Genomic DNA, 23,635 nt, shown 5'->3' with positions numbered 1-23,635 from the left:
GCGGGGAGGTCTTCGAGTGGAAGTACGAATTCGAGGACCACGTCAAGGCGCACGACCGACACCGAGAGGACCCCACCCGATGACGACCCCATGCCCGCCCCACCGCTGGTACCGGGCGACGAGAGCAGACGGTACAGCGGTCCGCCGATGCGAGGACTGCGGAAAGGAACAGGAGCGATGACGACCCCGAACACCGACGAAGACGAGGAGCCCACCCGATGAGCGGACAGGACCAGCAGTACACGCCGAGCGAAGACCTCATCATCGAGGCCTGGAAGCGATACAGCAGCGCACAGGACGCGAAGTACGCCCGACTCTCCGACGGCGACGCAGGAGACGAGGCCCGGCGCTTCCTCGCGCAGGTTCGCAGGGAGGCTCTGACCAAGGCGGCAGAGGTGTTCGACAACTGGGGCGAGGAGCCTGCCGCCGAGTCGATCAGGTTCTACCGCGACCACTACCACCCCGAGGTGACCCCGTGACCCGCTTCCAGCTCACCATGACCGCGTTCATCACCGTGGACGCCGACTCCGAGGAGCACGCGATCGCAGAGGCGCAGGACCTCATGCGCCAGCGCATCGCCTCCCGCGCCGCCGAGCTCCAGATCAGCCCGGACGACATCGCCAACGCCGAGATCGACGTGATCCTGTGACCGGACACATCGACCGCGACGAACTGCGGACCGAAGCGCAAGGGGCCATCGACGATGGATCGTTCGACGGCCCGGCATGGGCGAGCCGCTACCTAGAGCTGAACGGCGAACTCACCCAAGCCAACCGTGAACTCGACTATTGGATGACCCGCGCCTACGCAGCCGAGAAGGAAGCACTCGGGTACGAGAAGCGGATCCAGGCCGTGCGGGACGTGCTCGACCAGGAAGCACCCGACCCCGACGTGGCGACCCGCGTCAGAGCAGACACCATCCGCCGCGCACTCGACGGGGACACCACGAAGTGGAAGTAGCCCCGCCCGCTACTCACAGTTTCCGCCCCGCCACCCGATCGAAGAACCCGTGGGCATTCCCCACAAACCGGTGCGATACTCACATGGAATGCATGTCTAGCAGCGACGAAGAAGGGCAACCCCTTGGCCATCCCCACCAGCCCCTGGAACACCATTGATGCGCAGGGCCTCGGCTATCTCCACGTCGGCCACAAGATCCGCATCTCTGCAGACGAGGATCACGTCATCTCCGGAGTCCTCGAGGAACTCCGGATCACCCGCGAGCGCTACTTCGACGGGCACGAGATCAAGCGGAAGCCGGCCATGGTCAAGATCGTCGTCAGCTTCGGTGACGTCATGACCAGCCTCGATCTCCGCGGCAACGACCGGGTCGAGATCAAGCCCTGAGAAGACCCCGACCAACGCCCCCACAGCCCCGTCACCCCTACTCGGGTGGCGGGGCCCTCTCATGCCGGCGCACAGAAAAACCCTCGCTCGCCACACGCCCCTCGCTCTACCGTGACTCGGTCGCATCCGCGGCCGGGCACCATCACGAAAGGACCACCCCCATGCCCACCAAGATCGCCCCGGACGTCCTGTCCTGGGCCAGCATCCTCGACGACCAGACCCGCGACCAGGCCGCCACGACCGGTTCCATGCCGTTCGTCGCCCCGCACCTCGCGCTCATGCCCGACGCCCACCTCGGCAAGGGCGCGACCGTCGGCTCCGTCATCCCAACCGACCGCGCGATCATCCCCGCCGCCGTCGGTGTCGACATCGGCTGCGGCATGATCGCCGTCCGCACGCAGTGGACTACCGACCAGATCCGTGCCGCCGGCCCCCTCTCCACACTCCGGGAAGGCATCGAGCGTCGCGTCCCCGTGTCCGCCGGCGTCTACAACGACACGATCACCGACACCGCACAGGAGCGCATCACCGCACTCGAGGAGCAGTGGCCCACCCTCGGCACGCCCGACCGGTACGCCCGCAACTGGCGACAGCAGCTCGGCACCCTCGGCGGAGGCAACCACTTCATCGAGATCACCGCCGATGAGACCGCCACCGTGTGGGCGTTCCTCCACTCCGGATCCCGAGGCGTCGGCAACAAGATCGCCCAGCACCACATCAAGACCGCTCAGGCCGTCGCCAAGCGGTACTGGATCAACCTGCCCGACCCGGACCTTGCCTACCTCGTCGAAGGCACCACGGAGTTCGACCAGTACATCGCCGAGCTCCGGTGGGCGCAGGACTTCGCCCTCGCCAACCGGGCCGAGATGATGGACCGCACCATCGACGCGCTCACCGAGCACATGGGCAGCCCCGTCGAGCAGCTCGAGTCGATTCAGTGCCACCACAACTGGACCGACCGCGAGCACCACATGGGACGCGACCTGTGGATCTCCCGGAAGGGAGCGATCCGCGCCCGCGTCGGCGACGCCGGACTGATCCCCGGCTCCATGGGCACCGCCTCCTACGTCGTCCAGGGAAAGGGGAACCCCGCCTCCTTCCACTCCGCACCCCACGGAGCCGGCCGGGAGTACAGCCGCGCCGCGGCACGCAAGAAGTTCACCGCCGACGACCTCCGCAGCGCCATGGTCGGCATCGAGTACCGCGACTCCGACGCCTTCATCGACGAGATCCCCGCGGCCTACAAGGACATCGACCAGGTCATGGCAGACGCCTCCGACCTCGTCGAGATCCGCCACACCCTGCACCAGATCGTCAACGTCAAGGGCGACTGAACCAACCCGCCCCCCCACAGCCCCGTCACCCCTTCTCGGGTGGCGGGGCATTCTCATGCCCTCAAGACGTCGACGGAAGCACTCAGTCGACCTTGCCGCGTGGCAGCGACGCGACGTGAGGGATACCAGCGAGCTTCAGGTCTCCTACGATTGGTTACATGCTTGATCAACTCCGGAGTTTGGCTCCGCTACTCGGCCCGCTCGCTTCCGTCATCATCACGATCATCAAGGCGTCGACTTCGAACACGACCGACAAGCGATTGCGAGAGAATCTGCGGGTCCTTGCGGAGTTGCATGAGAAGGTTGCCCCATCGCAAAAGGCGTCCGTGGAACGTGAGATGCAAGAGCACTTGAGTGATCTGAGCGCAGAGTTGCATTACCAGCGTGTTCGTCGGCTCGACTGGGGAACTGTTGGGACGATCGGGCTCGTGAATACGCTAGGGGCCGGGGTGTTGCTCGCGGCGTTTTTTATCGGGCAGCAGTGGGCCTGGGGGGTCGGCGGAGTCATTGCTTCGCTACTCTTCCTGTTCTCGATCGTCGGGCTCAACCAGCTTTACGAGGTCCCTCCTGAGGACAAGCGCCTGCCCGCCAGGCTGCATAAGAGTAACTGAGTGATGCCGGTTTCCTAGAAGGGCAGCCCGTTCACGATCCCCTCGCCCGGAAACGCGTCAATGCGTCTCGGAAAGGAGCCGACAGAACTCAAGAATCTCTGGTGACCACAGAGCCTTACTCGACGGCGATCGTCACGTCCCGGCCCTCATCTGTCTGCTTCCAGGTCATCGTCACGTTTGACCACCGGTAGGTCGCTCCCTCAGTGCCTTCAACGCCGAGACCACCTGTGTAGTCGCGGTCAGCGAGCCCGGTGGCGTCCATCTCGGTGACGAAGCACTGGCGGTTCAGTGCCGGCCACTCACCTCCCGGCAATGTCACCGAGTGATTCTTGACGACCACACCGTTGAGCGCGCAGGCGACGATAGCCGCCTCGAGGTCTGCGTCCGTGTACGTCTTCTCCGCGAGCTCCGTGGGCGCCTCCGCCGGCCGCGCAGCGCCAAGCGCGTACCCACCGAACAGCGCCCCACCACCGACCATGAGCCCAGCGGTCAGCACCGCAGCCGCGATGCCGACGACACCCCCGCGGCTGATCGTCACCGGCGAGCTCACGCCTCCTGCTCCCCAGTGCCGAACAGCTCGAGCGACACCACCGCACCACGCATCGACACCGACGACACGACCTCCGGCCCGACGCTCACGTCGAGCACCTCCACCTGCTCCTTATCCATGCGACGGAAGTTACCCATGCCGGGCACCGCACCAGAACGCGGACACCTGACATTGCAAAAACGCAAGACCTTGCGTTAATGCCCCGCTTCGTCTAGATTCTGATCGACTGGTCATCACTGTGGAGAGCACCCCACGCGCGAGTGCCCCACCCAGTCCCGCGGCCCCGCCAGGCACACCCACCAGGCGGGGCCGCCACACACCTCCCGGGAGCCCGCACAGGGCGGACACTCTCACCCACCACACGAACACACGAGTCGCCGACCCTCGACTCCCGGGACCACACCACCGGAGGCCACCGACCCCATGGACGGAGCGGCCACCGCTCAACCCCATGAACCGGAGGCCACCATGCGATGCAAGGCCACCGCACGCTCCGGCGACCCCTGCCGCCGCGCAGCCATGAAGGGCGGCACCGTCTGTGCCTCCCACGGCGGGAAGTCCCCCCAGGCGAAGGCAGCAGCCGCACGCCGCCTCGCAGAGCAGGAAGCCGCGAAGGCAGTCCGCCTGTTCTCCGCCCCCGTCGACGTCGACCCCGCACGCGCCCTCGTCGACCTCGTCCAGTGGACCGCCGGCGAAGTCGCCTACTGGCGCACCCAGGTCAAGCAGCTCGCCGACGAGGACCCGAAGGCTCTCACATGGGGCGTCACCCGCATCAAGGACGGCGGCACCGACGGCGGCACCACCCTCGAGGCGACCCCGAACATCGCCTACCGCATGCTCACCGACGCTCAGGACCGCCTCGCGAAGTACGCGGCCGCCGCGCTCCGTGCCGGCGTGGAGGAGCGCCGCGTGAAGCTCGCCGAGGACCAGGGTGCCCTCGTCGCCCAGGCGATCCGGTCGATCCTCGACCAGCTCGACCTCACCCCCGCGCAGGTCTCCCGTGTCCCCGAGGTGGTCCCCGCCCAGCTTCGCCTCCTCACGGCGGCGTGAAGGTGTCCGCCCTCGACTGGGCGGAGGCAGCGGCCCGCATGTTCGACCCGCCCGCCCCTGTCGTCCCCAGGTGGGCGACGCCGGGCGGCATGGCCGTCGCCCTGGACCCCAAGACCCGGCAGACCCCCGCGCTCCGCCTCATCGACGACGCCCTCGTCGACCTCCTCGCGGAACCGGACGGGCGCCTGATCATCTCCATGCCCCCGCAGGAGGGGAAGTCGCAGCGCACCTCGCGCCGCTTCCCCCTGTGGGCGCTCACCCAGAACCCTGACCTCCGCATCGCGATCGCGTCCTACGAGCACGGCGTCGCCCGCCGGTGGGGCCGCGCGATCCGCGACGACATCACCCAGCACGCGGACGCGCTCGGCATCCGTGTGCGGGACGATCTGTCCGCCCAGCACGAGTGGCAGCTCGCCGGTCACGACGGCGGCGTATACGCGGCCGGCATCGGCGGCGCTCTCACCGGCCGCCCCGTCGACCTCCTCATCATCGACGACCCCGTGAAGGACCGCGCCCAGGCCGACTCGCCGACGTACCGGCAGAACGCGTGGGACTGGTGGACGGACGTCGGCTCCACCCGACTCGCTCCCGGTGCTCCCGTCGTCGTCATCCTCACCCGCTGGCACCACGACGACCTCGCTGGCCGCCTGCTCGCCGCAGAGGACGGCCACCGCTGGCGGGTCGTGAACATCCCCGCCGAGGCGATCGACGACGCGGACCCTCTCGGCCGTGAGCCGGGGGAGTTCATGGAGTCCGCCCGCGGCCGCACGACGGACCAGTGGGCGAGGATCCGCACCCAGGTCGGCCCCCGCACCTGGGCGTCCCTCTACCAGGGGCAGCCGTCCCCGGTGTCCTCCGGGATCTTCCCTGCCGACTGGCCCCGCTACACGGCCCGCCCGTGGCTCGAGGAACCGGACGGCACCCGACGGCTCCTCGACAACTTCGACCAGGTCATCCAGTCCTGGGACCTCACGTTCAAGGACACTGGCCACTCCGACTACGTCGTCGGCCAGGTGTGGGGCCGCACCGGCCACCGGGCGTGGCTCCTCGACATGGTCCGCGCCCGCCTCGACTTCACCGCCACCATCGCCGCGATCCGCGACATGCACGCCCGCTGGCCCCAGGCCCGCGCCGTGTTCATCGAGGACAAGGCGAACGGCCCCGCCGTCATCACCTCCCTCTCCCGGGAACTGCCCGGCATCGTCCCCGTCGAACCCGACGGTGGGAAGTACGCCCGCGCGGTCTCGATCCAGCCGTTCACCGCCGCCGGCAACGTCCTCCTCCCGGACCCGTCCCTCCTCCCCGCGGTCACATACCTCACGGAGGAGGCGGCGGACTTCCCGAACGGGCAGCACGACGACACCGTCGATGCGCTCACCCAGGCGCTGAACCAGCTGTTCCTGCACCCGTCGCTCACCACCGACGGGGACGTCGTCACCGCCGAGGACTTCCTCGACCTGACCGGGTTCGACGACCTCACCGACTACTAGCCGAAGGAGGCACCCGATGGGCCTGCTCGATCGCCTCCGCCCCACCCCGGCCCCCGATCCGATGGTCGAGGTGCTCTCCGAGTCGGTCGCGGACCTGTCCCTCCGCCTCGAGGATCGCGGCTGGCGACAGGTCGGCGAGACCGTCGACGCTCTCTCGCGGGAGGCGTACAACATCGCCGCCCGCGACGGTCGTGCCCTCGCGGTCGCGCATCCTCTGGTGCGCCGCGGCCTGTCCCTCCGCACCGCGTACGTGCATGGGCAGGGCGGCCCCCAGGTGACCGTCGACTCGGACTCCGACGTCGACTCGAAGGCCGCCGACGTCGTCACCGCTTGGTGGACCTCGCGGGAGAACCAGGCATCCCTCACCGGTCCGGAGGCTCGGGCCCGCCTCGAGCGGTCCCTCGGCACCGACGGGAACGTCTTCCTCGCCGCGTTCACCGACCCGAAGGCCGGCCGCGTCACCGTCCGCTCGATCCCCCTCGAGCAGATCGACGCGATCCACGCGAACCCCGACGACCGCATGCAGGTCTGGTTCTACCAGCGGACCTACGCCCGGAAGGCGGACCCGTTCGCGACGACGGAGACCACCACCAGCGTCCTCCACCCCGATCTCGCCTACGCCCCCGCGTCGAAGCCGACGATGCTGAACGGCATGCGGGTCCTGTGGGACCAGCCGATCCGCCACGTGAAGGTCAACGACCTCGACGGCTGGCAGTACGGCATCGGCGACACGTTCTCGATCGCCCCGTGGGCACGCGCCTACCGCGACTTCCTCTCCGACTGGGCGAAGCTCATGCGGTCCCTGTCGCAGTTCGCGTGGCGCGCCACCGCCGACGGGAAGCGCGCAGCACGCGCCCGCCAGGCCCTCGCCCGCATCCCCGCAGGCACCGACGGCGGCGCGGGCGCCTCGATGGTCCTCGGCACGGGGGAGAACCTCGAGGCGATCCCCAAGTCCGGCGCGACCATCGACGCCGACTCCGGCCGCCCCATCCTCGCGATGATCGCCGCGGGCCTCGACATCCCCGTCACCATGCTCTCCACTGACCCCGGCATCTCCGGGGCCCGCTCCACCGCGGAGACCCTCGACGAGCCGATGTACCTCGCCATGGCCGCCCGCCGTGACGTGTGGACCGCCGTCTACCAGGACATCGCGGAGTACGCGATCGAGCAGGCCGTCCGCGCCCCCTCCGGCCCCCTCACGGGGCAGATCGTCCGCGACCCGTGGACGAACACGGACGCCGCGATCGTCAACGGCGGCACCCCCGTCGTCCACGTCGACTGGCCGGACCTGTCGACCGCGTCGACCGAGCAGGCCGTCAACGCGATCGCCAAGGCGGACTCGACGAAGAAGCTGCCTCCGGCGACGATCGCCCGCCTCCTCCTCACCGCCCTCGGCGTCGACGACATCGACGGCGTCATGGAGGAGATCACCACCGACGACGGCCAGTTCCGGGACCCGTACGCGACCGCGGGGAACGCTCTCGTCGCGTCGTTCCAGAACGGCCAGGACCCCGCCCAGCTGCTCCGCCAGTACGGCCGCCAGACGCCCGAACAGGCGACGGAGACGCTCCGTGCCGCGACCCCGGGCGTGACCGGTGGCTGACGTCCTCACCATCGAGGACGCGATGCAGTCGATCCTTGACAGCGTCCTCGGCCACCACACGACGACCCTCACCAGGGCGTGGGCGGAGGCATGGGCGGACGTCGAGGTCGACCTGATCGACTCCCTGACGATCCTCGCCGCCGGCGGGGACCTGTCACCGGAGCGGATCGCCCGCGACCAGCGGATGATCCAGGGCCTCGCCACGTCCCGGGAAGCACTGGACACGCTCGCCGCCCTCTCGGGCACCACGATCTCCGACGACGTGGAGCGGGTCCTCGGCCTCGGCCACGACGGCGAGCTCGCGATGATCGCCGCCCAGCTGCCCGACGCCGGCCCGTCCCCGGTGCGAGCGTCCGCGACACAGCTCGAGGCGATCCTCACCCGCTCCACGGAGCAGATCACCGCACTCACCGCCCCGATCTCCCCGGAGACGGACTCGGCGATCCGCTCGCAGCTGCTCCGCGGGATGGTCTCCGGAGACAACCCCCGCACCACGGCCCAGCTGATGGTCACCGCGGCCGGGGGAGCGTTCACCGGCGGCCTCACCCGGGCGCTGACCATCTCCCGCACGGAGATGCTCGACGCGATGCGGGCCGCGCAGAAGACCGCGGACCTCACGAACCCGGGTCTCGTGACCGGGTGGGTGTGGTCGGCGGAACTGTCCGTCCGCACGTGCCGCTCCTGCATCGCCATGCACGGCACGGTCCACCCTCCCGACGAGGACGGGCCCCTGGACCACCAGTCCGGCCGGTGCGCCCGCGTCCCCCAGACCGCGTCGTGGGCCGCGCTCGGCTTCCCCGGGATCCCGGAGCCGGACCTCGGCCTCACCGACGCGGGGGAGTGGTTCGCGGACCTCACGGACGAGGACCAGAAGTCGATCCTCGGCGCCCGTGGCCTCGACGCGTGGCAGCGCGGCGACTACCCGATGTCCGACTGGGCGCAGCGGCGCACGTCGGACGGCTGGCGCGACTCCTTCACCCCGTCGAAGCCCCCGAAGGGAGCGACATGACCACCACGATCACCGAGAGCACCGGCACTGCCACACCCCGGCAGGGCCGCATGCTCGTCCAGATCATCACCCCCGGCGTCGGCAGCAGCGGCGTCTACCCCGCCCCCGTCGTGGAGGCCGCAGCGGCCGCGCGCGTGTTCCCCGCGGGGACGCACATGTATGCCGACCACCCGTCCCTCTCCGAGGCGCAGGACCGGCCCGAGCGGTCCATCAAGGACCTCGCCGGCGTCCTCACCACCGACGCCTACTGGGACGGCACCGCGCTCGTCGCCGAGGCGAAGACGTACGAGCCGTGGACGACGGTCCTCGCGCAGATGCACGACTCGATCGGCGTCTCGATCCGTGCCTCGGCGCGAGTCGAGGAGTCCGACGACCAGGGCCGCCCCGTCATCGCCGAGCTCGTCGAGGGGATCTCCGTCGACTTCGTGACCCACGCGGGCCGCGGCGGGAAGGTCCTGCAGGTCCTCGAGTCCGCCCGACAGGTGCAGGAGACCCTCCCCGGAGGACTCGTCGCCTCCGACCTCGAGCAGCGCCTCGACGCCGCCGTCGGCGACGACTCGTGGGTGCAGGACTTCACCGACGAATGGATCGTCTACCGCACCTACATGGACGGCGACGGCCACCTCGTCCAGCAGTCCTACTCCACCGACGCGGATGGCCGCGTCACCCTCACCGGGACCCCACAGCGGGTGTCCCGACGCGTCACCTACGACGCCCAGGATCTCCCGTCCACCTCGGCCGGGATCGCAGAAAGGAAGGAGCCGACCATGGCTCAGATCCAGATCGACGAGGCCGAGCACAAGCGCCTCAACGAGGCCGCTGACAAGCTCGCCGCCACCGAGGCGGAGCGCGAGTCCGCGGTGAAGCGTGCGGAGGAGGCGGAGGCGAAGCTCGTCGCCGCCAACGAGGCCGCCGACGCCGCGCACGTGGACCGCATCATCGCGGCCGCCGGCGCGGACTTCACGGCGCTCGAGGCGAAGGGCCTCCGCGTCGACATGCCCGTGAGCGAGGGGCGTCTCGACGTGACCGCGTTCGAGAAGACCGTCGCCGAGGCCGCCGCTGAGAAGCGTGCTGCCGCCGGTGAGGGCCGCCCGACCGGTGTCGGCCCCGTCACCGAGTCCACCGACATGACCGAAGCCGACGCCGACGCCGCGCTCGGCATCGAGAAGGGGGCCTGACCCATGGCCAAGAACGAGCACCTCCGCAACGCCAACCACATTTCCCTCCCCGTCCCGTCGGGCACCGTCGCCGGTGGCCCCGTCCGCGTCGGGATCCTCAACGGCGTCGCCCAGACCAACCGCGCCACCTCGACCGACTGGGCCGGCGGCAACCTGCCCGGCGAGGCGTCCGTGTGGCTCGACGGCTCCCACTATCTCCCCGTCACCGGGGCGGTCGAGGCGATCGGCCAGGCGATCTACATCGCCGACGGCGCACTCACCGCGACCGAGCCCGAGACCGACGGCGTCGTCTTCGGCGCGGCCCTCGCCACCCAGGCCGGCGACGGCACCATCCCCGTCAAGATCATCCAGGCCGGAGCCTGAGAACGGAGTCCATGATGACCACCAACCTCAAGAAGGTCGTCGAGGCATACCAGCTTTTCGAGCGCGCCATGAACGGCGACCTCCGCGCGAAGGCCGACGTCCGCGAGTCCCTCACCACGAGTGACTTCCCGGTCCTCCTCGGCCAGGGCTACCAGCGGAAGCTCCTCGCCCAGTACCAGCTCATCGACCCGGTGTGGCAGCAGTACTCCGTCCGCTCCCTCGTGCCGAACTTCAAGAAGCAGCGGCTCGTGGACATCCTCGGAGGCGCCCGTGGCCTGTCCCGTGTCGCGGAGGCGACCGAGTACCCGACCCGCGACTTCGACGAGAAGGAGTACGACTTCTCCGTCGAGAAGTACGGCGACCGGATCCCCCTCACCTGGGAGATGCTGATCAACGACGAGCTCGGCGCGTTCCGCAACCTCGACCAGGTGCTCGCTGCCGATGCCCGCTTCACCGAGGGCACCGTCACCGCGGACGCCCTCCTGAACGCGGGCCGCACGGACCTGAACACGTCGTTCTTCGGCACCGTCGCGAACGATGCGCTCACCGCGGACGCCCTCAAGGCCGCGATCGAGGCCCTGTCCAGCAAGCGGAACTCCGCCGGCCAGACCATCGTCCGTCCGTCGCTCAAGCTCGTCGTCGCCCCCGGCCTCGAGTTCATCGCGAAGGAGCTCGTCGCCGCGGTCGAGGTCCGCACCACGAACGGCAACCGCACCACCGTCATGAACAACCCCCTCGCCGGGGTCGTGGACGTGGTCGTGGAGCCGAACCTGCTGCGGAACACGAACGCGAAGGCGAACACCACGTGGATCCTCGTTCCCGCCCCGGGCGCGGCGCGTCCCGCCGTGGTGACCGGCTTCCTGCAGGGCCAGGAGTCCCCGGACCTGCGCGTGAAGAACGACCAGGGCGTCCGCCCCGGCGGCGGCTCCATCGGTAGCGGTGAGGGCTCCTTCGACGATGACACGATCCAGTACCGGGTCCGTCACGTCGTCGGCGCTGCCGTCATCGACAACCAGTTCACGTTCGCGTCGCGCGGCGCGTGAGACCCCCCCCTCTGGTGGGGCGCGGTGGCATGACTCCCGCGCCCCACGGAGGGCCAACCCAAGGGGGCACCTGTGGCCGACATTGCGCGCCTGCGGGCGCTGACCGGTATCACCATCGAGCAGCTCGACGACTCCGTCCTCACGGAGCTGCTCGAGCTCCACGATGGACGGATCTACTGTGCGGCCGCCGACGCCGCCGATCGGGTCGGGAACGGCCTCATCGGTGACCTGGACGTGACCGCGGTGGAGGACATCTCCATCGATACGCGCCGCGTTCTGGATGGGTGGCGGGGCCTCGCGGACCGACTGCGGAAGCGGTGCTTGCTCGAGGAGATCGAGCAGTGGGATGACGGGCCTTCCGTGGTGGAGTTCCACCCGTGGGGGCGTGGTGGACCGGAGGCGGTCGAGCATGGGTGACCCACCCCGCTATCTGGTCCGTGCCCGTGAGATCCAGTCCTCGGTGATGCCCGACGCCTGCCGCATCGAACGCTCCACGGGCCTCGTCTACAACCGGGAGACCGGGGAGGACGAAGAGCAGTGGACCGATGTGTGGGCGGGGGAGTGCCGCCTGCCCCGCTTCGACTCCGCGTCCCGCGGCTTCGGCCGCGTCATCGTCACCGGCGAGACCATCACCCCGGCGACGCCGACGGTGAAGCTCCCCTGGCACGTGCAGGGGGTCCTCGCGGACGACCGGGTCACCGTCACCGCCTCCGTCTCCCCGGACATGGTGGGACGGATCCTGTGGGTCACCGCAGCTGCCCCGCGGACGTTCCAGTCCGCCGTGAACCTCACCTGCCGGGAGGTCCGATGAGCAGCGACGGATCCGCGGAGATGGGGCGCCTCGCCGCCGACCTGCAGGCCGCGTCCCGCGAGGTGATGCCGAGGGCCCGGCTCGCCCTCCGGAAGGCTCTCACCGACATCCAGGCGGGCGCCCAGAATCGGGCCCCGGTCGACACGGGCGCTCTCAAGGGGTCGATCACCGTCGAGGTGCAGGGCAACCGGGACTTCGCCCGCGGCGAAGTCGGCCCGACTGTCCACTACGGCGGCTTCGTCGAGACCGGCACCTCGAGGCAGCGCGCCCAGCCGTACCTCCGCCCCGCGACGGACGCGGTGATCCCCGGCTACCACGAGGCGCTCGGCCAGGTCGGCGCGGACATCCTCGGAGGTGGCTGATGGACGTGCTCACCCTCCGCGACCTCGTCATCGAGGCGCTGCTCCCCGTCGGCGTCGACATCACCGACGGGGAACCGGCCACCGACCCGTCCGGCCGGATCCGCCGCACCGTCATCGTCGGAGCCACGCCCGGCACCGCGTCCGGGAGGCGCGCGGCCGGCGGCTCCGTGAACCGCGACGGCACGCTCGCCGTCCTCGTCGTCACCCCGTCCCGCGACTCCTGCCTCGCTCTCACCGAGAAGACCCGAGACCTCCTCTCCGACTTCCCGATCCCCGGCGGCGGCCGCCTCACGGACGCGTCCTACGACGGCGAACCCACCCCCGAACCGGACACCAGCCCGGCGCGATGGTCGAAGGCCCTCGCGTTCACCGCAACCAGGAAGCGAGGCAGCTAATGGCGACCCGCCGACGAGCCTCTGACCGCGATCCCGCCCTCGACGAGATGCCTGCCGAGCCCGCCCCGGCCCCGTCGCTCCTCGAGGGTGGCCCGGCCTCCCAGTACATCCGTGTGCGCCACCCCGAGACCGGCGACCACTTCACCACCACGAGGGTCCTCGCGCACCGCATGGGCGCGATCCTCCTGCCCGACCACGACGCCGTCGACCAGTACGGCGCGCCCCTCCCGCGCAAGCCCAAGACCCACAAGGAGTCCTGACCATGAGTGTCCCCGCGATCTCGACCGGCCTCGACGGCATCATCGCCTCCGGCAACGTCCCCACCTGGATCATTCAGGAGGCCGACCTGCCCTCCATCACCGAGTCGACCACCAGCATCCCCGCCGCGGCGCTGTCCGCCGCCGGGTCGGTGAAGGCCGACTGCTACCACAACATGGGCGACGTGTCCTTCACCCGCACCCCCACCACCAGGGACCGGAAGCGGGCCTGCGAGAAGGTCACCGTCACCGTGAAGACGGGCGAGACGATCGACGGCACCATCACCGCGATCTACGACCAGCAGGCCGACGCTGACGCGACCATCAACGCCGTCTACGACGCCCTCCCCGAGGACTCCACGGTCTACGTCGCGATCGCCTACGGCCACGACTCCATGTCCGCCTCGGCCCCGAAGAAGGTCGACATCTACCGCGGCAAGGTGTCCACCCGCGCGAAGAACGACCCCGTCGAGGGCGAGGACCTCGAGTTCACGGCGACCATCGCCGCGGACCTGTACCTCGAGGACGTCACCGTCGCCGCAGCGTGACCCCTCTGGCGGCCCCGCACCACCCCCTGCGGGGCCGCCACACCTCTCCACCCCGATCCTGGAAGGACCCACCCGTCGTGCAGTACACGCTCACCACCGCCCCCGACCTCTCCGAGCGGTGGTCCAAGGTCCACGCCGACGAGCAGACCCACGACCGGATCGGGAACCGCGCCACCGACCCGAAGATCCGCGCCGCCGCAGACGCGAAGTCCACCGAGCTCGCCACCGAACGCGAGAAGCTCGAGAAGGACATCGCCGTCGCCGCCCGCATCATCACCATCGACCGCGTCGCCCCGAAGGTGTGGGGCCGCGTCGTCGCCGAGAACCCGCCCCGCCCCGGCGACCCCTACGACGCCCGCCTCGGCGTCAACACCGACACCTTCGACGCCGCCCTCATGCCCCACGCGATCACCACCGTCACCGACGGCAACGGCGACCCCGTCGACTGGGCGTGGGACGAGCTCGCCGCCGCCATGACCCCGGGCCTGTACGAGCAGGTCATCTCCGACGTCATCCGTCTCCACATGGAGCGCGATGCCGTCCCTTTCTCGCTTCCCGCGTCGCAGCCCAGCCCGGGCTCCGCGCGGAGCTCGAAGTAGCGCGCACCCACGGGATCCCGTACTCGACGTTCCTGTCGTGGACGAGGCATGACCAGGAGCTCGCCCTCGCCCTCCACTCCGTCGAAGCGGAAGCGGACACGCACCGCTGCCCCGTCTGCGGCGGGGACGCCCGCGAGTGCCAGGACCCAGCGAACCAGCGCGCCTACGAGGCCGCGTTCACCCGCTGCTACCGCACGAAGACGATCGGGAAGGCCGTCCGGTCCCGCGAGGACGACCCGGACTCCCGCGCCCTCGTCGCCTCCACCCGCTTCCACCCCGAGCGGGTGAAGCCCAGAACGTAGAAGGGGGATCCCCGCCGTGGCCGAGACTCGCACGATCCGCACCGTCCTCGAGCTGAACGCGTCCCGCTTCCAGGCCGGCGCTGCCGCCGCCGCGAAGTCCGCGAAGGAGGTGCAGTCCGAGCTCGGCCGCATCACCGACTCCTCCGGGAAGTTCCGCGCCGAGTACGACCGCGCCGGGACCGCCCTCCTCGGCCTTGGTGGGGCCGCCGTCACCGGCCTCGGCCTCGCCACGAAGGCCGCGATGGACTGGGAGTCCGTGTGGGCCGGCGTCCGGAAGACCGTCGACGGCACCGACGCGCAGATGGCAGAGCTCGAGCAGGGCCTCCGCGGTCTCGCGAAGGAACTCCCCGCGTCCCATGAGGAGATCGCCGCGGTCGCGGAGGCCGCCGGCCAGCTCGGCGTCGCCCGCGAGGACGTCGTCGACTTCACCCGCACGATGATCAACCTCGGCGAGACGACGAACCTGTCCGCCGACGAGGCCGCGACCGCGATCGCCCAGTTCTCGAACGTCATGCATGTCTCCGCCGACGACACCGACAACTTCGGTGCCGCGCTCGTCGACCTCGGCAACAAGGGCGCCTCCACGGAGGCGGACATCCTGAACATGGCGCAGCGCCTGTCCGGCACGGGCGCCCTGATCGGAGCGTCCTCGCAGGACATCCTCGGCCTGTCCTCGGCCCTCGCCGACGTCGGCATCTCCGCGGAGGCCGGCGGTGGCTCCATCTCCCGCGTCCTGCAGAAGATGAACACCGAGGTCCTCGACTCCGGCGACAAGCTCGAGGTGTTCGCCGAGACCGCCGGCATGACGTCGGAGGAGTTCGCGGCCGCGTGGCGCGAGTCCCCGATCGAGGCGTTCCAGGCCGTCGAGCAGGGCCTGCAGAAGGTCACCGACTCCGGCGGCAACGCGGTCGGAGTCCTCAAGGAGATGGGCATCAAGTCCTCCGAGGAGGTCCGCTCGGTCCTGTCCCTCGCCTCGAACTACGAGGGCCTCGGCGCGTCCCTCGACACGTCGAACCAGGCGTGGGCGGAGAACACCGCCCTCGTCGCGGAGGCCGCGAAGCGGTACGAGACGACCGAGTCGAAGGTGCAGCTCGCACGGAACGCGCTCGTCGACGCGGGCATCGACCTCGGGTCGTCGGTCCTCCCGGTCCTCGCGACCGTCGCGGAGGGCGCGGCGGGCGTCGCGGACGCGTTCACGAACCTCCCCGGCCCGCTGCAGAACTCCCTCGTCCTCCTCGGGTCCGTGGCGGGCGCGTCGGCGCTCCTCGCGGGCGGCCTCATGAAGGTCGTTCCCGCCGCCGCCGAGACGATCCAGTCGTTCCGCACCCTCAAGGCGGAGTCCCCGAAGACCGCCTCGGCGCTCACGAAGGTCGGCGGGGCCGTCGGCAAGATGACCGTCGCCCTCGCGGCGACGTCAGCCCTGTCCTCCCTCGGCAACTCCTTCACGGACTTCTCCATCGGCGCGAACGAGGCGGCGGACATCGCACTCCGCACCGCGGATGCCGTCGATCCCCTCGGCACCGTGTTCGCGGGGATGGGGGAGGACTCGTACCTCGCGACCGCGGGGACCGCCGACCTGGCGGACACCCTCTCCGAGCTCGCGAACGGTGGCGCGCTCGGCACCGTGAGCGACGGCCTCGCCGGCCTCGTCAACGTGTTCGGCGCGGACATCTCGACCCTCGAGGATGCGCGGCAGCGGCTCGAGGAAGTCGGCCAGGCGATCGCTGGCCTGTACGAGTCGGACCCGGAGAGGGCCGCCGCGGCGTTCACGAACCTGTGGGACGCGTTCGGAGGCGGTCAGCAAGCCGGCACCGACCTCCTCGACACGATGCCCGCCCTCCGTGACGAGCTCGTAGGCGTCGCGAACGCGGCCGGGCTCGCGACGGACGACGCGACCCTCCTCAAGATCGCGTCCGGCGAGATCACCCCCGTCATGGACGACACCACCGGTGCCGCCAGCGGCCTGTCCGACGGCCTCGACGACGTCGCCACGGCGGCAGAGGACGCGAAGGCAGCGACCGACGACCTCGTCGACTCCCTCGTCGAGCAGGGGAGCGCGTTCCTCTCCGCGCGCGACTCCGCACGGCAGTACGAGGAGTCCGTCGGTGAGGCGATGACCGCCGCCGCCGAGAACGGGAAGGCGTGGGAGGACGGCACCGACAAGGCCCACGAGAACGCTGCCGCCCTCGACGACCTCGCCCAGGCCACCCTCGACAACATCGGCGCCCTGCGCGACGCCGGGGACCCCGTCTCCGGATTCATGCAGGACGCCCGCGACGAGATCATCAAGACGGCCGAGTCGATGGGCGCCTCGGAGGAGGAGGCCGAGGCGTACGCCGACGCGCTCGGCCTCGCACCCGACGACATCACGACCGTCGTGAACCTCGAGACCGAGGAAGCGCAGGCGAAGTGGGACGCCCTGTGGGGCGACGCGGGCTTCCACCCGCCGGAGGTCGAGGTCCCTGTCGGCGTCGACACGAACCCCGCCGTCGAGGGCGTCCAGAGTTTCCAGGGCACCCTCTCCACGGAGCCCCCGACGGACCTCTCCGTCGGTGCCGACACGGCCCCCGCCGAGGGGGACGTGCAGGGCTTCGTCGGAGTCCTCGAGGGCGAGGGGGCGGACGTCCCCGTCGGGGCGGACACGACCCTCGCGGAAGCGGACCTCTACGGGGCGCTCACCGAGATCGAGAACTCCGGCGGGACGATCACGATCGACGGGGAGACGTACACGGCCGAGCAGGCCCTGTCGTACCTCCTCTCGCAGACCGACGGGTCGACGGGGACGATGACGATCGAGGGTGACAACTCGGGCGCCCTCGGGTCGCTCAACGGGGCCGTCACCATCGTCAACAACGCCGACGGCACGATCACGATCCGTGGCGACAACTCCGGGGCGAAGTCGTCCGCCGACTCCGCGAAGTCCTACACGGACGGGAAGCGCGGCGTCGTGGACGTCGACGGCAACAACACGGGCGCGAAGGCGTCCGCGGACGGTGCCGCGAACTACGCCTCCGGGAAGACCGGCCGGATCTCCGTCACCGCGTCCACCAGCAGCGCGGAGACGGCGATCAACCACGCGGCCCGTGATCGCACCTCGAGGATCACGGTCACCTACTCCGACCCCGGTTTCCGCGGGGGCGGCGGGTCCTCCGGCTTCGCCGGCGGCGGGTGGCTCCGTGACGGCCTCACCACGCCGGGCCTGTCCGCCGGCGGGTGGGTCCCCGGCCCCTACCCGGGGAAGGGCGTCGACAACGTCCTGTGGCCGTCCCTCGCGGGCGCCGCCTCCGGCCGTCTCCTGTCCCAGCCCCTCGCGGGCACGGAGTACGTCGTCAACGGCCAGTCCGCCCAGACATGGGGACCGGCGCTCGAGGCGATCAACTCCGGGGTCTCCCCGAAGCAGCTCGCCGAGCTCGCGGCGCGCCCCTCGACAGGGGGCCGCCTCGCGCTGACGCAGAACATCACGGGGCAGGATCCGGCGACCGTCGCCGCTCTCGCCCTCGAGAACACGAAGCACTTCGTGAACACCCAGTCCACCGGCTACCGAGGAGCGTGACCATGCAGCAGTGGGGACCTCCCGCCGTCCGTGAATGGAGCCGGGGCCGCGTCGACGACGGCATCACCTTCGCCTGGTCGGGCATCACCTTCGCGACCCGGCACCTGACGGGGGAGTCCCCGCAGTGGGGCGTGGAGGACACCACGTGGTGGGACGGGGCGACCCTCGACTCTGAGGAGCTCCGTGCCGCCCGTGGTGTCCTCGTCGGCCAGGAGCACTACCAGCCCCGCACCGTCTCATGGTCGGGGCTGCTCGAGACGTGGTCTCGGGACGAGCTGATCGAGCAGATGCAGGCCCTGCAGACCGCGAAGGGCACACGCCTCGAGGTATGGGAGCAGGATCTGGGACGGCAGGCGTCGTGCCGGAAGGTGCAGACGCAGATCACCGCGATCGGCGACCGTGCGGCGACGTTCTCCGTGTCGGTGCAGCTGGACGATCCGCTGCTGCATTCGATCGACGAGCTCGTCCTGAACCAGTCCGTCACGGTCCGCAACGACGGCTCCACTCGCTCCTACCCGAGGGTCACGGTGAACGGTCCGACCGCCGCCGGCCCGAAGGTCACCATCGGCTCCTGGTCCACCACCGCGCCGCGCGCGCTCGCGAGTGGGGAGTCGTTCGTCGTCGACACCCGCCAGGGCGACATCTACATCGGCGGTTCCCGGGTCTTCCCGATCCTCGCGGACTTCCCGTCGATTTCCGACGGTGCGACCGTCACCATCTCGACCGACCGGGGTACCGGCAACGTGGAAGGGGTCTCGGCGTGGATCTGAGAGCGTGGATCGTCGAAGCGACCACCGGTGACGTCGTCACCCGCGTCACCCTCACGGAGGGGTCGCGGGCGACGTCGCTCCTTGGCGGTGGGTCCCTGCAGGCGGAGGTCGTCCTCCCCGAGTACTGCGCCGCCTCCGGTGGCCGTGACGCCTCCGCGGTCGAGACGATCCTGTCGCTCGTGACAGGCGGCCGGCACACGCTGCTCCTCACCGACGGCACCGACGTCGTGGGGGAGTGGCTGATGTGGACCCACGAGCGGGACCACGACGCCCTCACGGTCCCCGTCACCGGGTTCGAGTGGGAGCAGTACCCGCAGTACCGGTCGAACCACCAGAACTACCGGTACAAGAACGTCGACGCGGGCACGATCCACCGGAACGCCCTCCACGACGCCTACAACACCTTCCAGCCCGGGTCTGCGCAGATGGTCGTGACGCCGACGCCCAGCTTCGGGAAGACGATGGAGATGAACACGCCGGTCCGCACGGCGTACTACAGCGACATCCTCGAGGACATCGACGCGCTCGGCATCGCCGAGTGGCGCGTCATCCCGACGGCCACCTTCTCCGGGAACGTCCCCCAGAAGGTGACCCGCACGGTCACCTACCAGAAGCCGGTCATCTCGAGCTCGCACCCTGACCGGCTCGTGAAGACCGCCGACACCCGTCTCGGCGGGAACGTCATCGCCTTCACTCGTTCGCACGACTACTCGCGGCTCATCCAGTCCGCCTTCGGGTGGGGTGCGGGCAAGGGCGGCAAGCAGCGCTTCGCCATGAGCCAGGAGTTCGGGTGGACGGCCCGCGGGTACATCGCCACCACCAGGAACTTCCGCTTCCAGGGCGAGTACAACAACTCGCAGCTGCAGGCGAAGACCGACGCGGCCCTCGCCGCCGGCCAGGACCCGTGGGAGACCACGGTCGCGACGCTGGACACGCGCCGCATGGGCACCCTCCCGAGGATCGGCGGCGTCCACGACGTCACCGTCCAGAGCTCGTGGACATTCCCGAACGGCGGCTCCTGGCGGATGCGCGTCGGGCAGATCACCTGGACCTACGGCAGCCCCTTCGTGGGCGTGGAGATGGAGGAGGTCGCATGACCTGGCAGAAGCGTGTCGACGTCGGTGACGACCTCACCCGGCTCCATCGCTCCTCGCGGGCGGCGGACATGTCCCGCGACATCGGCTACTCGTCCGTGTCCATGGGTGAGGGGTCGCTCGACTTCATCGTCGGCGACGACGCGGAGAACACCCGTGTCGTCCTCGGCGACCAGGCTGACGGCCGCTTCGGGATCGGCCTCTGGCACCGCGGCGGGATGAAGTACCTCCCCGACGTGCTCGAGGACGCCGAGGACCGGATCACCGGCACCGAGGAGAAGAACGCCGACCAGGACACCGTCATCGACACGAAGGCCTCGAAGGTCTACGTCGACAACACCCGCGACGCGCTGCAGGCCGACATCGACACGAAGGCGTCGAAGACCTACGTCGACAACGCCGACGGGGCCCTGTCCGGCCGGCTCGACGGGTACGGGTCCCGCCTCGGGGATGCCGAGGCCGAGCTCGGCACGAAGGCGTCGAAGGCGTACGTGGACAACGCGAATGCCGCGCAGGACACGGCGATCGACTCCAAGGCGTCCAAGGCCTACGTCGACAACAAGAACGACTCGCAGGACGAGGCGATCAACTCCAAGGCCTCGAAGACGTATGTGGACAACGCGAACGCGTCCCAGGACGAAGCGATCGCGACGAAGGCCACCGCCGTCGCACTCGCCGCCGCCGTCTCACGGATCTCCGACCTCGAGGACACGCGACCGACGAAGGCCTACGTCGACAACCTGAACGCGGCGATGCGCATCTGGGTCAAGACGTGGGTCGCGGACGCCCAGCAGTCCGTCCCCGGCCTCCCCAACATCCCCGACTGACCCACACCCCCTCCCAGCCCCGTGCGCCATGCGCCGGGGCCCTTCGGCATGCCCTCTAGGAGGTCCCCTTGACCAGCGTCGCCGTGCCCGACAACGACCTCGCCCCCAACATGCCCTCCCGGGTCGTCACCATCTCCGCGACCAACGTCACCGAGGGCGGTACCACCGACGGCGGCGTGACGATCCCCGGCAAGTGGGTGAACTTCGCCCTCTCCGACACCCTCGACGTGACCCCCGGTGGGGACGTGATCGCGCGGACCTCGCAGACCGTCACCCTCGACTCCGCTGGCAACGGCCAGATCCGCCTCCCTGTCTACGACACCAGCCACGGCAAGGGCTGGGAGCGCGACAAGGACTGGGCGATCATCGTCACCACCTCGTGGGGATCGTCGAAGGCGATCCGCGTCCCCGCCGGATCCACGAGCATCCCCCTGTCGCAGATCCCCGCGGTGCGGCCCCTGTCTCGCAACGAGATGCGCTACGCGATCACCGGCGTCTCCGTCTCCGTCTCCGTCGGCTCCACCCCCGGGCAGGCTTCCGGCAATGCCACCCTCGACGGTGGCATCGTCCGCTTCGGCTTTGTCCTCCCCCCGACCGGTGCGCACAAGCATCCCGCCTCGGACATCACCGACCTCGACGACGTCCTCGAGGAGTCCTCGTTCTGGCGGCCCGTACTCACCGGCTCCGAGAACCTCGACCAGCTGACGACGCCGGGCATATACCCGATGCAGCTGAACGCCACCGCGAACTCCCTCGGGATCCCCGTCGCGAACGACGTGAACGGCACCCTCGAGGTGACCTGGGCCGGCTCCACCTCCAACGCCCGCCAGATCTTCCGCGGCAACCCCAAGACCTACGAGGTGTGGGAACGTTCCTCCCTCGCCCAGGTGTGGTCCGCGTGGAAGCGGTCGCCGACCGCCGACACCCGCATCCTCGGCGCGGACGCCAACCTCAACTCCCTGGACGACGGTTGGTACGCGTTCTCCGGGACCGCGATCCCCGCCGCGCTCGGCATCCCCGTGCCCGCATCGGGCGCCGCCGCCCTCGGCTACCTCCACCAGCGCACCGCGTTCTCCGGCACGAACTACATCGTCCAGGAGTACCGCCTGATGTCGGGGGCGCTGCTGTCCCGCTCTCGGACCGCCGGCGTGTGGTCCGCGTGGGTGCAGCAGATGACCCCGCAGTCGCGGATCCTCGACTCGAGCGCGAACCTCGACGCTCTCGACGATGGCTGGTACGTCTTCTCCAGCACTGCCCTGCCCGCCACGAAGGGGATCCCGGTCGCCGCGAGCGGCGTGGGAGCACTGGGCGAGCTGTACCAGCGCAACAACTACACGAACAGCAACTACATCACCCAGGAGTACCGGCTCTTCCTGTCCGGGAAGGTGCTGCGCCGCGTGAAGAACACCGGCACCTGGGGTGCGTGGGTCGAAGCGGGAGCCTCCCAGGCGATCCCCACCAACGCCCTGCCCCTGGGGTCCAGGGAGCTGCGGGTGCAGCTGTTCGAGCAGGCCTACCCGCTGGTCTCCACCGGGGGGAAGGGCTGCGTCGTCTTCCGCTACGACCACGGCCTGACGAACTTTAAGTCGACTCTGCTGCCCCTGCATCAGCAGTACGGGATCAAGGCGTACATCGCCATGAACTCCCGCAACTGGGGCATCACCGAGAACTCCGGTGCGACGCAGGCCGAAGCGGCCGCCTGGGCGAACGTCGAATGGGGCAACCACACCTCCGACCACAACGACCAGACCGGCATCGCCGCGATCTACGACAGTGTTGTGAAGGGCCGCACCGAACTGGAATCCCAGCTCGGCCGGATCATCCACGGCTTCACCGTTCCCGGGCTCGTCGCCAACGGTGACGCCACCGGCAAGTTCGACGGATGGGGTGCTGGCGACGCCGCGGGCTACTCCTCCACGTACGCCGGCGGCCTGATCCTCGCCCAGCATGCCGTCGTCTCCGGCACCATCGGCGACCAGCTCCGCGAGCTCGACGGCCGCAACTACATCGGTGGCCGTCACTTCACGTGGGAAGCGGCGGCATGGGCGGACATCAAGGCGATGATCGACGCCGCCGCGGCTCAGAAGAAGGCCCTGACCATCATGTGTCACCCCCGCACGATGGGCGCGACCGGCTACTGGACCGCCGCGATCGCCGAGCAGGTCATCTCCTACGTCCGTTCCCTGATCGACGCCGGCCAGCTCGCCGACATCAGCTACTACCAGTCGCACCGCGCGACCCTCTGAGAAGGAGACCCCGATGGCGCTTGACCAGTATCGAGAGTGGTCCGACGAGGCACTGCGCCAGCATCAGCAGGCGATCAGTGCCGAGCTGGGTCGGAGGGCGTCGCTGGCGCTGATCCCGGAGCAGGTGCGGGAGCTCGCGCAGGCGTACCGAGATGGGGGTGGTGATGCGGAGACCCTCGCTGATGCGCTGACCGCCCGCGTCGAGGACGACCCGACCGACACCCCGGACCCGATCGACGAGACCGCCTGACCCCAGCATCCACCAGGCCCCGCGACCACCCATGGTCCGGGGC

General features: G+C 69.9%; 28 protein-coding genes. 26 read left to right on the top strand and 2 right to left on the bottom strand.

The annotated features are described in order from the left end of the window. The first annotated feature begins 218 nt into the window (after positions 1-218). From NLU66_RS16635 to NLU66_RS16610, 6 genes are all read left to right on the top strand, one after another. A complete protein-coding gene (locus tag NLU66_RS16635) occupies positions 219-479 on the top strand; it encodes a hypothetical protein (protein ID WP_259360711.1) in 261 nt (86 codons plus the stop codon). Then, positions 476-649 (top strand): hypothetical protein, encoded by a 174-nt coding sequence (locus NLU66_RS16630; protein ID WP_259360710.1) that lies wholly within the window; start codon positions 476-478, stop codon positions 647-649. Before NLU66_RS16635 ends, NLU66_RS16630 begins: the two co-directional genes overlap by 4 nt. Then, positions 646-960, top strand: coding sequence for a hypothetical protein (locus NLU66_RS16625; RefSeq protein ID WP_259360709.1), 315 nt, complete (start codon positions 646-648; stop codon positions 958-960). Before NLU66_RS16630 ends, NLU66_RS16625 begins: the two co-directional genes overlap by 4 nt. A gap of 123 nt (positions 961-1,083) precedes the next feature. Then, on the top strand, positions 1,084-1,347 hold the full coding sequence (locus NLU66_RS16620) for a hypothetical protein (protein ID WP_259360708.1): 264 nt from the start codon (positions 1,084-1,086) through the stop codon (positions 1,345-1,347). Positions 1,348-1,508: 161 nt separating this feature from the next. Beyond that, positions 1,509-2,681: an RtcB family protein gene (locus tag NLU66_RS16615; protein WP_259360707.1), complete on the top strand. Its 1,173-nt coding sequence runs from the start codon at positions 1,509-1,511 to the stop codon at positions 2,679-2,681. 158 nt (positions 2,682-2,839) lie between these two features. After that, positions 2,840-3,292, top strand: coding sequence for a hypothetical protein (locus tag NLU66_RS16610; RefSeq protein ID WP_259360706.1), 453 nt, complete (start codon positions 2,840-2,842; stop codon positions 3,290-3,292). Between the two features lie 115 nt (positions 3,293-3,407). On the opposite strand, the gene NLU66_RS16605 is transcribed toward NLU66_RS16610, so the two are convergent. Together NLU66_RS16605 and NLU66_RS16600 are read right to left on the bottom strand one after the other, a co-directional pair. Beyond that, positions 3,408-3,830, bottom strand: a complete 423-nt coding sequence (locus NLU66_RS16605; protein WP_259360705.1) for a hypothetical protein — start codon at positions 3,828-3,830, stop codon at positions 3,408-3,410. An 8-nt stretch (positions 3,831-3,838) separates the two neighbouring features. Continuing rightward, positions 3,839-3,961: a hypothetical protein gene (locus tag NLU66_RS16600; RefSeq protein ID WP_259360704.1), complete on the bottom strand. Its 123-nt coding sequence runs from the start codon at positions 3,959-3,961 to the stop codon at positions 3,839-3,841. A 349-nt stretch (positions 3,962-4,310) separates the two neighbouring features. Between NLU66_RS16600 and NLU66_RS16595 the strand changes: the two genes are divergently transcribed. The 20 genes from NLU66_RS16595 to NLU66_RS16500 all read left to right on the top strand — a co-directional run bounded on the left by NLU66_RS16595 (position 4,311) and on the right by NLU66_RS16500 (position 23,592). Beyond that, on the top strand, positions 4,311-4,892 hold the full coding sequence (locus NLU66_RS16595) for an HGGxSTG domain-containing protein (RefSeq protein WP_259360703.1): 582 nt from the start codon (positions 4,311-4,313) through the stop codon (positions 4,890-4,892). 2 nt (positions 4,893-4,894) lie between these two features. Further along, positions 4,895-6,382, top strand: a complete 1,488-nt coding sequence (gene terL, locus NLU66_RS16590) for a phage terminase large subunit (RefSeq protein WP_259360702.1) — start codon at positions 4,895-4,897, stop codon at positions 6,380-6,382. 16 nt (positions 6,383-6,398) lie between these two features. After that, entirely contained in the window at positions 6,399-7,985 is a 1,587-nt protein-coding gene (locus tag NLU66_RS16585) for a hypothetical protein (RefSeq protein WP_259360701.1), read from the top strand. Then, a complete protein-coding gene (locus NLU66_RS16580; RefSeq protein ID WP_259360700.1) occupies positions 7,978-8,994 on the top strand; it encodes a phage head morphogenesis protein in 1,017 nt (338 codons plus the stop codon). The genes NLU66_RS16585 and NLU66_RS16580 overlap by 8 nt, the downstream gene beginning before the upstream one ends. After that, the gene (locus tag NLU66_RS16575; protein ID WP_259360699.1) at positions 8,991-10,172 is read left to right on the top strand and encodes a hypothetical protein; all 1,182 of its coding nucleotides are present in this window, start codon (positions 8,991-8,993) and stop codon (positions 10,170-10,172) included. The genes NLU66_RS16580 and NLU66_RS16575 overlap by 4 nt, the downstream gene beginning before the upstream one ends. A gap of 3 nt (positions 10,173-10,175) precedes the next feature. Then, positions 10,176-10,535: a DUF2190 family protein gene (locus NLU66_RS16570; protein ID WP_259360698.1), complete on the top strand. Its 360-nt coding sequence runs from the start codon at positions 10,176-10,178 to the stop codon at positions 10,533-10,535. Positions 10,536-10,549: 14 nt separating this feature from the next. Continuing rightward, positions 10,550-11,578 carry a Mu-like prophage major head subunit gpT family protein gene (locus NLU66_RS16565; protein WP_259360697.1) on the top strand — a complete coding sequence of 343 codons (1,029 nt, stop codon included), beginning with the start codon at positions 10,550-10,552 and terminating at the stop codon, positions 11,576-11,578. Positions 11,579-11,650: 72 nt separating this feature from the next. Beyond that, positions 11,651-11,995 (top strand): hypothetical protein, encoded by a 345-nt coding sequence (locus NLU66_RS16560; RefSeq protein WP_259360696.1) that lies wholly within the window; start codon positions 11,651-11,653, stop codon positions 11,993-11,995. After that, positions 11,988-12,389 carry a DUF6093 family protein gene (locus tag NLU66_RS16555; RefSeq protein WP_259360695.1) on the top strand — a complete coding sequence of 134 codons (402 nt, stop codon included), beginning with the start codon at positions 11,988-11,990 and terminating at the stop codon, positions 12,387-12,389. The genes NLU66_RS16560 and NLU66_RS16555 overlap by 8 nt, the downstream gene beginning before the upstream one ends. Then, entirely contained in the window at positions 12,386-12,751 is a 366-nt protein-coding gene (locus tag NLU66_RS16550) for an HK97-gp10 family putative phage morphogenesis protein (RefSeq protein ID WP_259360694.1), read from the top strand. Before NLU66_RS16555 ends, NLU66_RS16550 begins: the two co-directional genes overlap by 4 nt. Further along, positions 12,751-13,146, top strand: coding sequence for a hypothetical protein (locus tag NLU66_RS16545; protein ID WP_259360693.1), 396 nt, complete (start codon positions 12,751-12,753; stop codon positions 13,144-13,146). Before NLU66_RS16550 ends, NLU66_RS16545 begins: the two co-directional genes overlap by 1 nt. Before the next feature lie 47 nt (positions 13,147-13,193). Then, positions 13,194-13,406, top strand: coding sequence for a hypothetical protein (locus NLU66_RS16540; protein WP_259360692.1), 213 nt, complete (start codon positions 13,194-13,196; stop codon positions 13,404-13,406). Positions 13,407-13,408: 2 nt separating this feature from the next. Further along, positions 13,409-13,951, top strand: a complete 543-nt coding sequence (locus NLU66_RS16535; RefSeq protein WP_259360691.1) for a hypothetical protein — start codon at positions 13,409-13,411, stop codon at positions 13,949-13,951. A gap of 77 nt (positions 13,952-14,028) precedes the next feature. After that, positions 14,029-14,550 carry a hypothetical protein gene (locus NLU66_RS16530; RefSeq protein WP_259360690.1) on the top strand — a complete coding sequence of 174 codons (522 nt, stop codon included), beginning with the start codon at positions 14,029-14,031 and terminating at the stop codon, positions 14,548-14,550. Between the two features lie 318 nt (positions 14,551-14,868). Beyond that, entirely contained in the window at positions 14,869-18,405 is a 3,537-nt protein-coding gene (locus NLU66_RS16525; protein ID WP_259360689.1) for a phage tail tape measure protein, read from the top strand. After that, entirely contained in the window at positions 18,402-19,175 is a 774-nt protein-coding gene (locus NLU66_RS16520; protein WP_259360688.1) for a hypothetical protein, read from the top strand. The genes NLU66_RS16525 and NLU66_RS16520 overlap by 4 nt, the downstream gene beginning before the upstream one ends. After that, on the top strand, positions 19,166-20,272 hold the full coding sequence (locus NLU66_RS16515; protein WP_259360687.1) for a hypothetical protein: 1,107 nt from the start codon (positions 19,166-19,168) through the stop codon (positions 20,270-20,272). Before NLU66_RS16520 ends, NLU66_RS16515 begins: the two co-directional genes overlap by 10 nt. Beyond that, positions 20,269-21,096, top strand: a complete 828-nt coding sequence (locus NLU66_RS16510; protein WP_259360686.1) for a hypothetical protein — start codon at positions 20,269-20,271, stop codon at positions 21,094-21,096. The genes NLU66_RS16515 and NLU66_RS16510 overlap by 4 nt, the downstream gene beginning before the upstream one ends. 68 nt (positions 21,097-21,164) lie before the next feature. Further along, positions 21,165-23,342 carry a polysaccharide deacetylase family protein gene (locus NLU66_RS16505; protein ID WP_259360685.1) on the top strand — a complete coding sequence of 726 codons (2,178 nt, stop codon included), beginning with the start codon at positions 21,165-21,167 and terminating at the stop codon, positions 23,340-23,342. A 13-nt stretch (positions 23,343-23,355) separates the two neighbouring features. Next, positions 23,356-23,592, top strand: a complete 237-nt coding sequence (locus tag NLU66_RS16500) for a hypothetical protein (RefSeq protein ID WP_259360684.1) — start codon at positions 23,356-23,358, stop codon at positions 23,590-23,592. The last annotated feature ends 43 nt before the right edge of the window (positions 23,593-23,635 follow it).

Source organism: Brachybacterium sp. NBEC-018 (genome assembly GCF_024860185.1).
GTDB lineage: Bacteria > Actinomycetota > Actinomycetes > Actinomycetales > Dermabacteraceae > Brachybacterium > Brachybacterium rhamnosum.
This window is presented reverse-complemented; position numbering and strand designations above follow the sequence as displayed.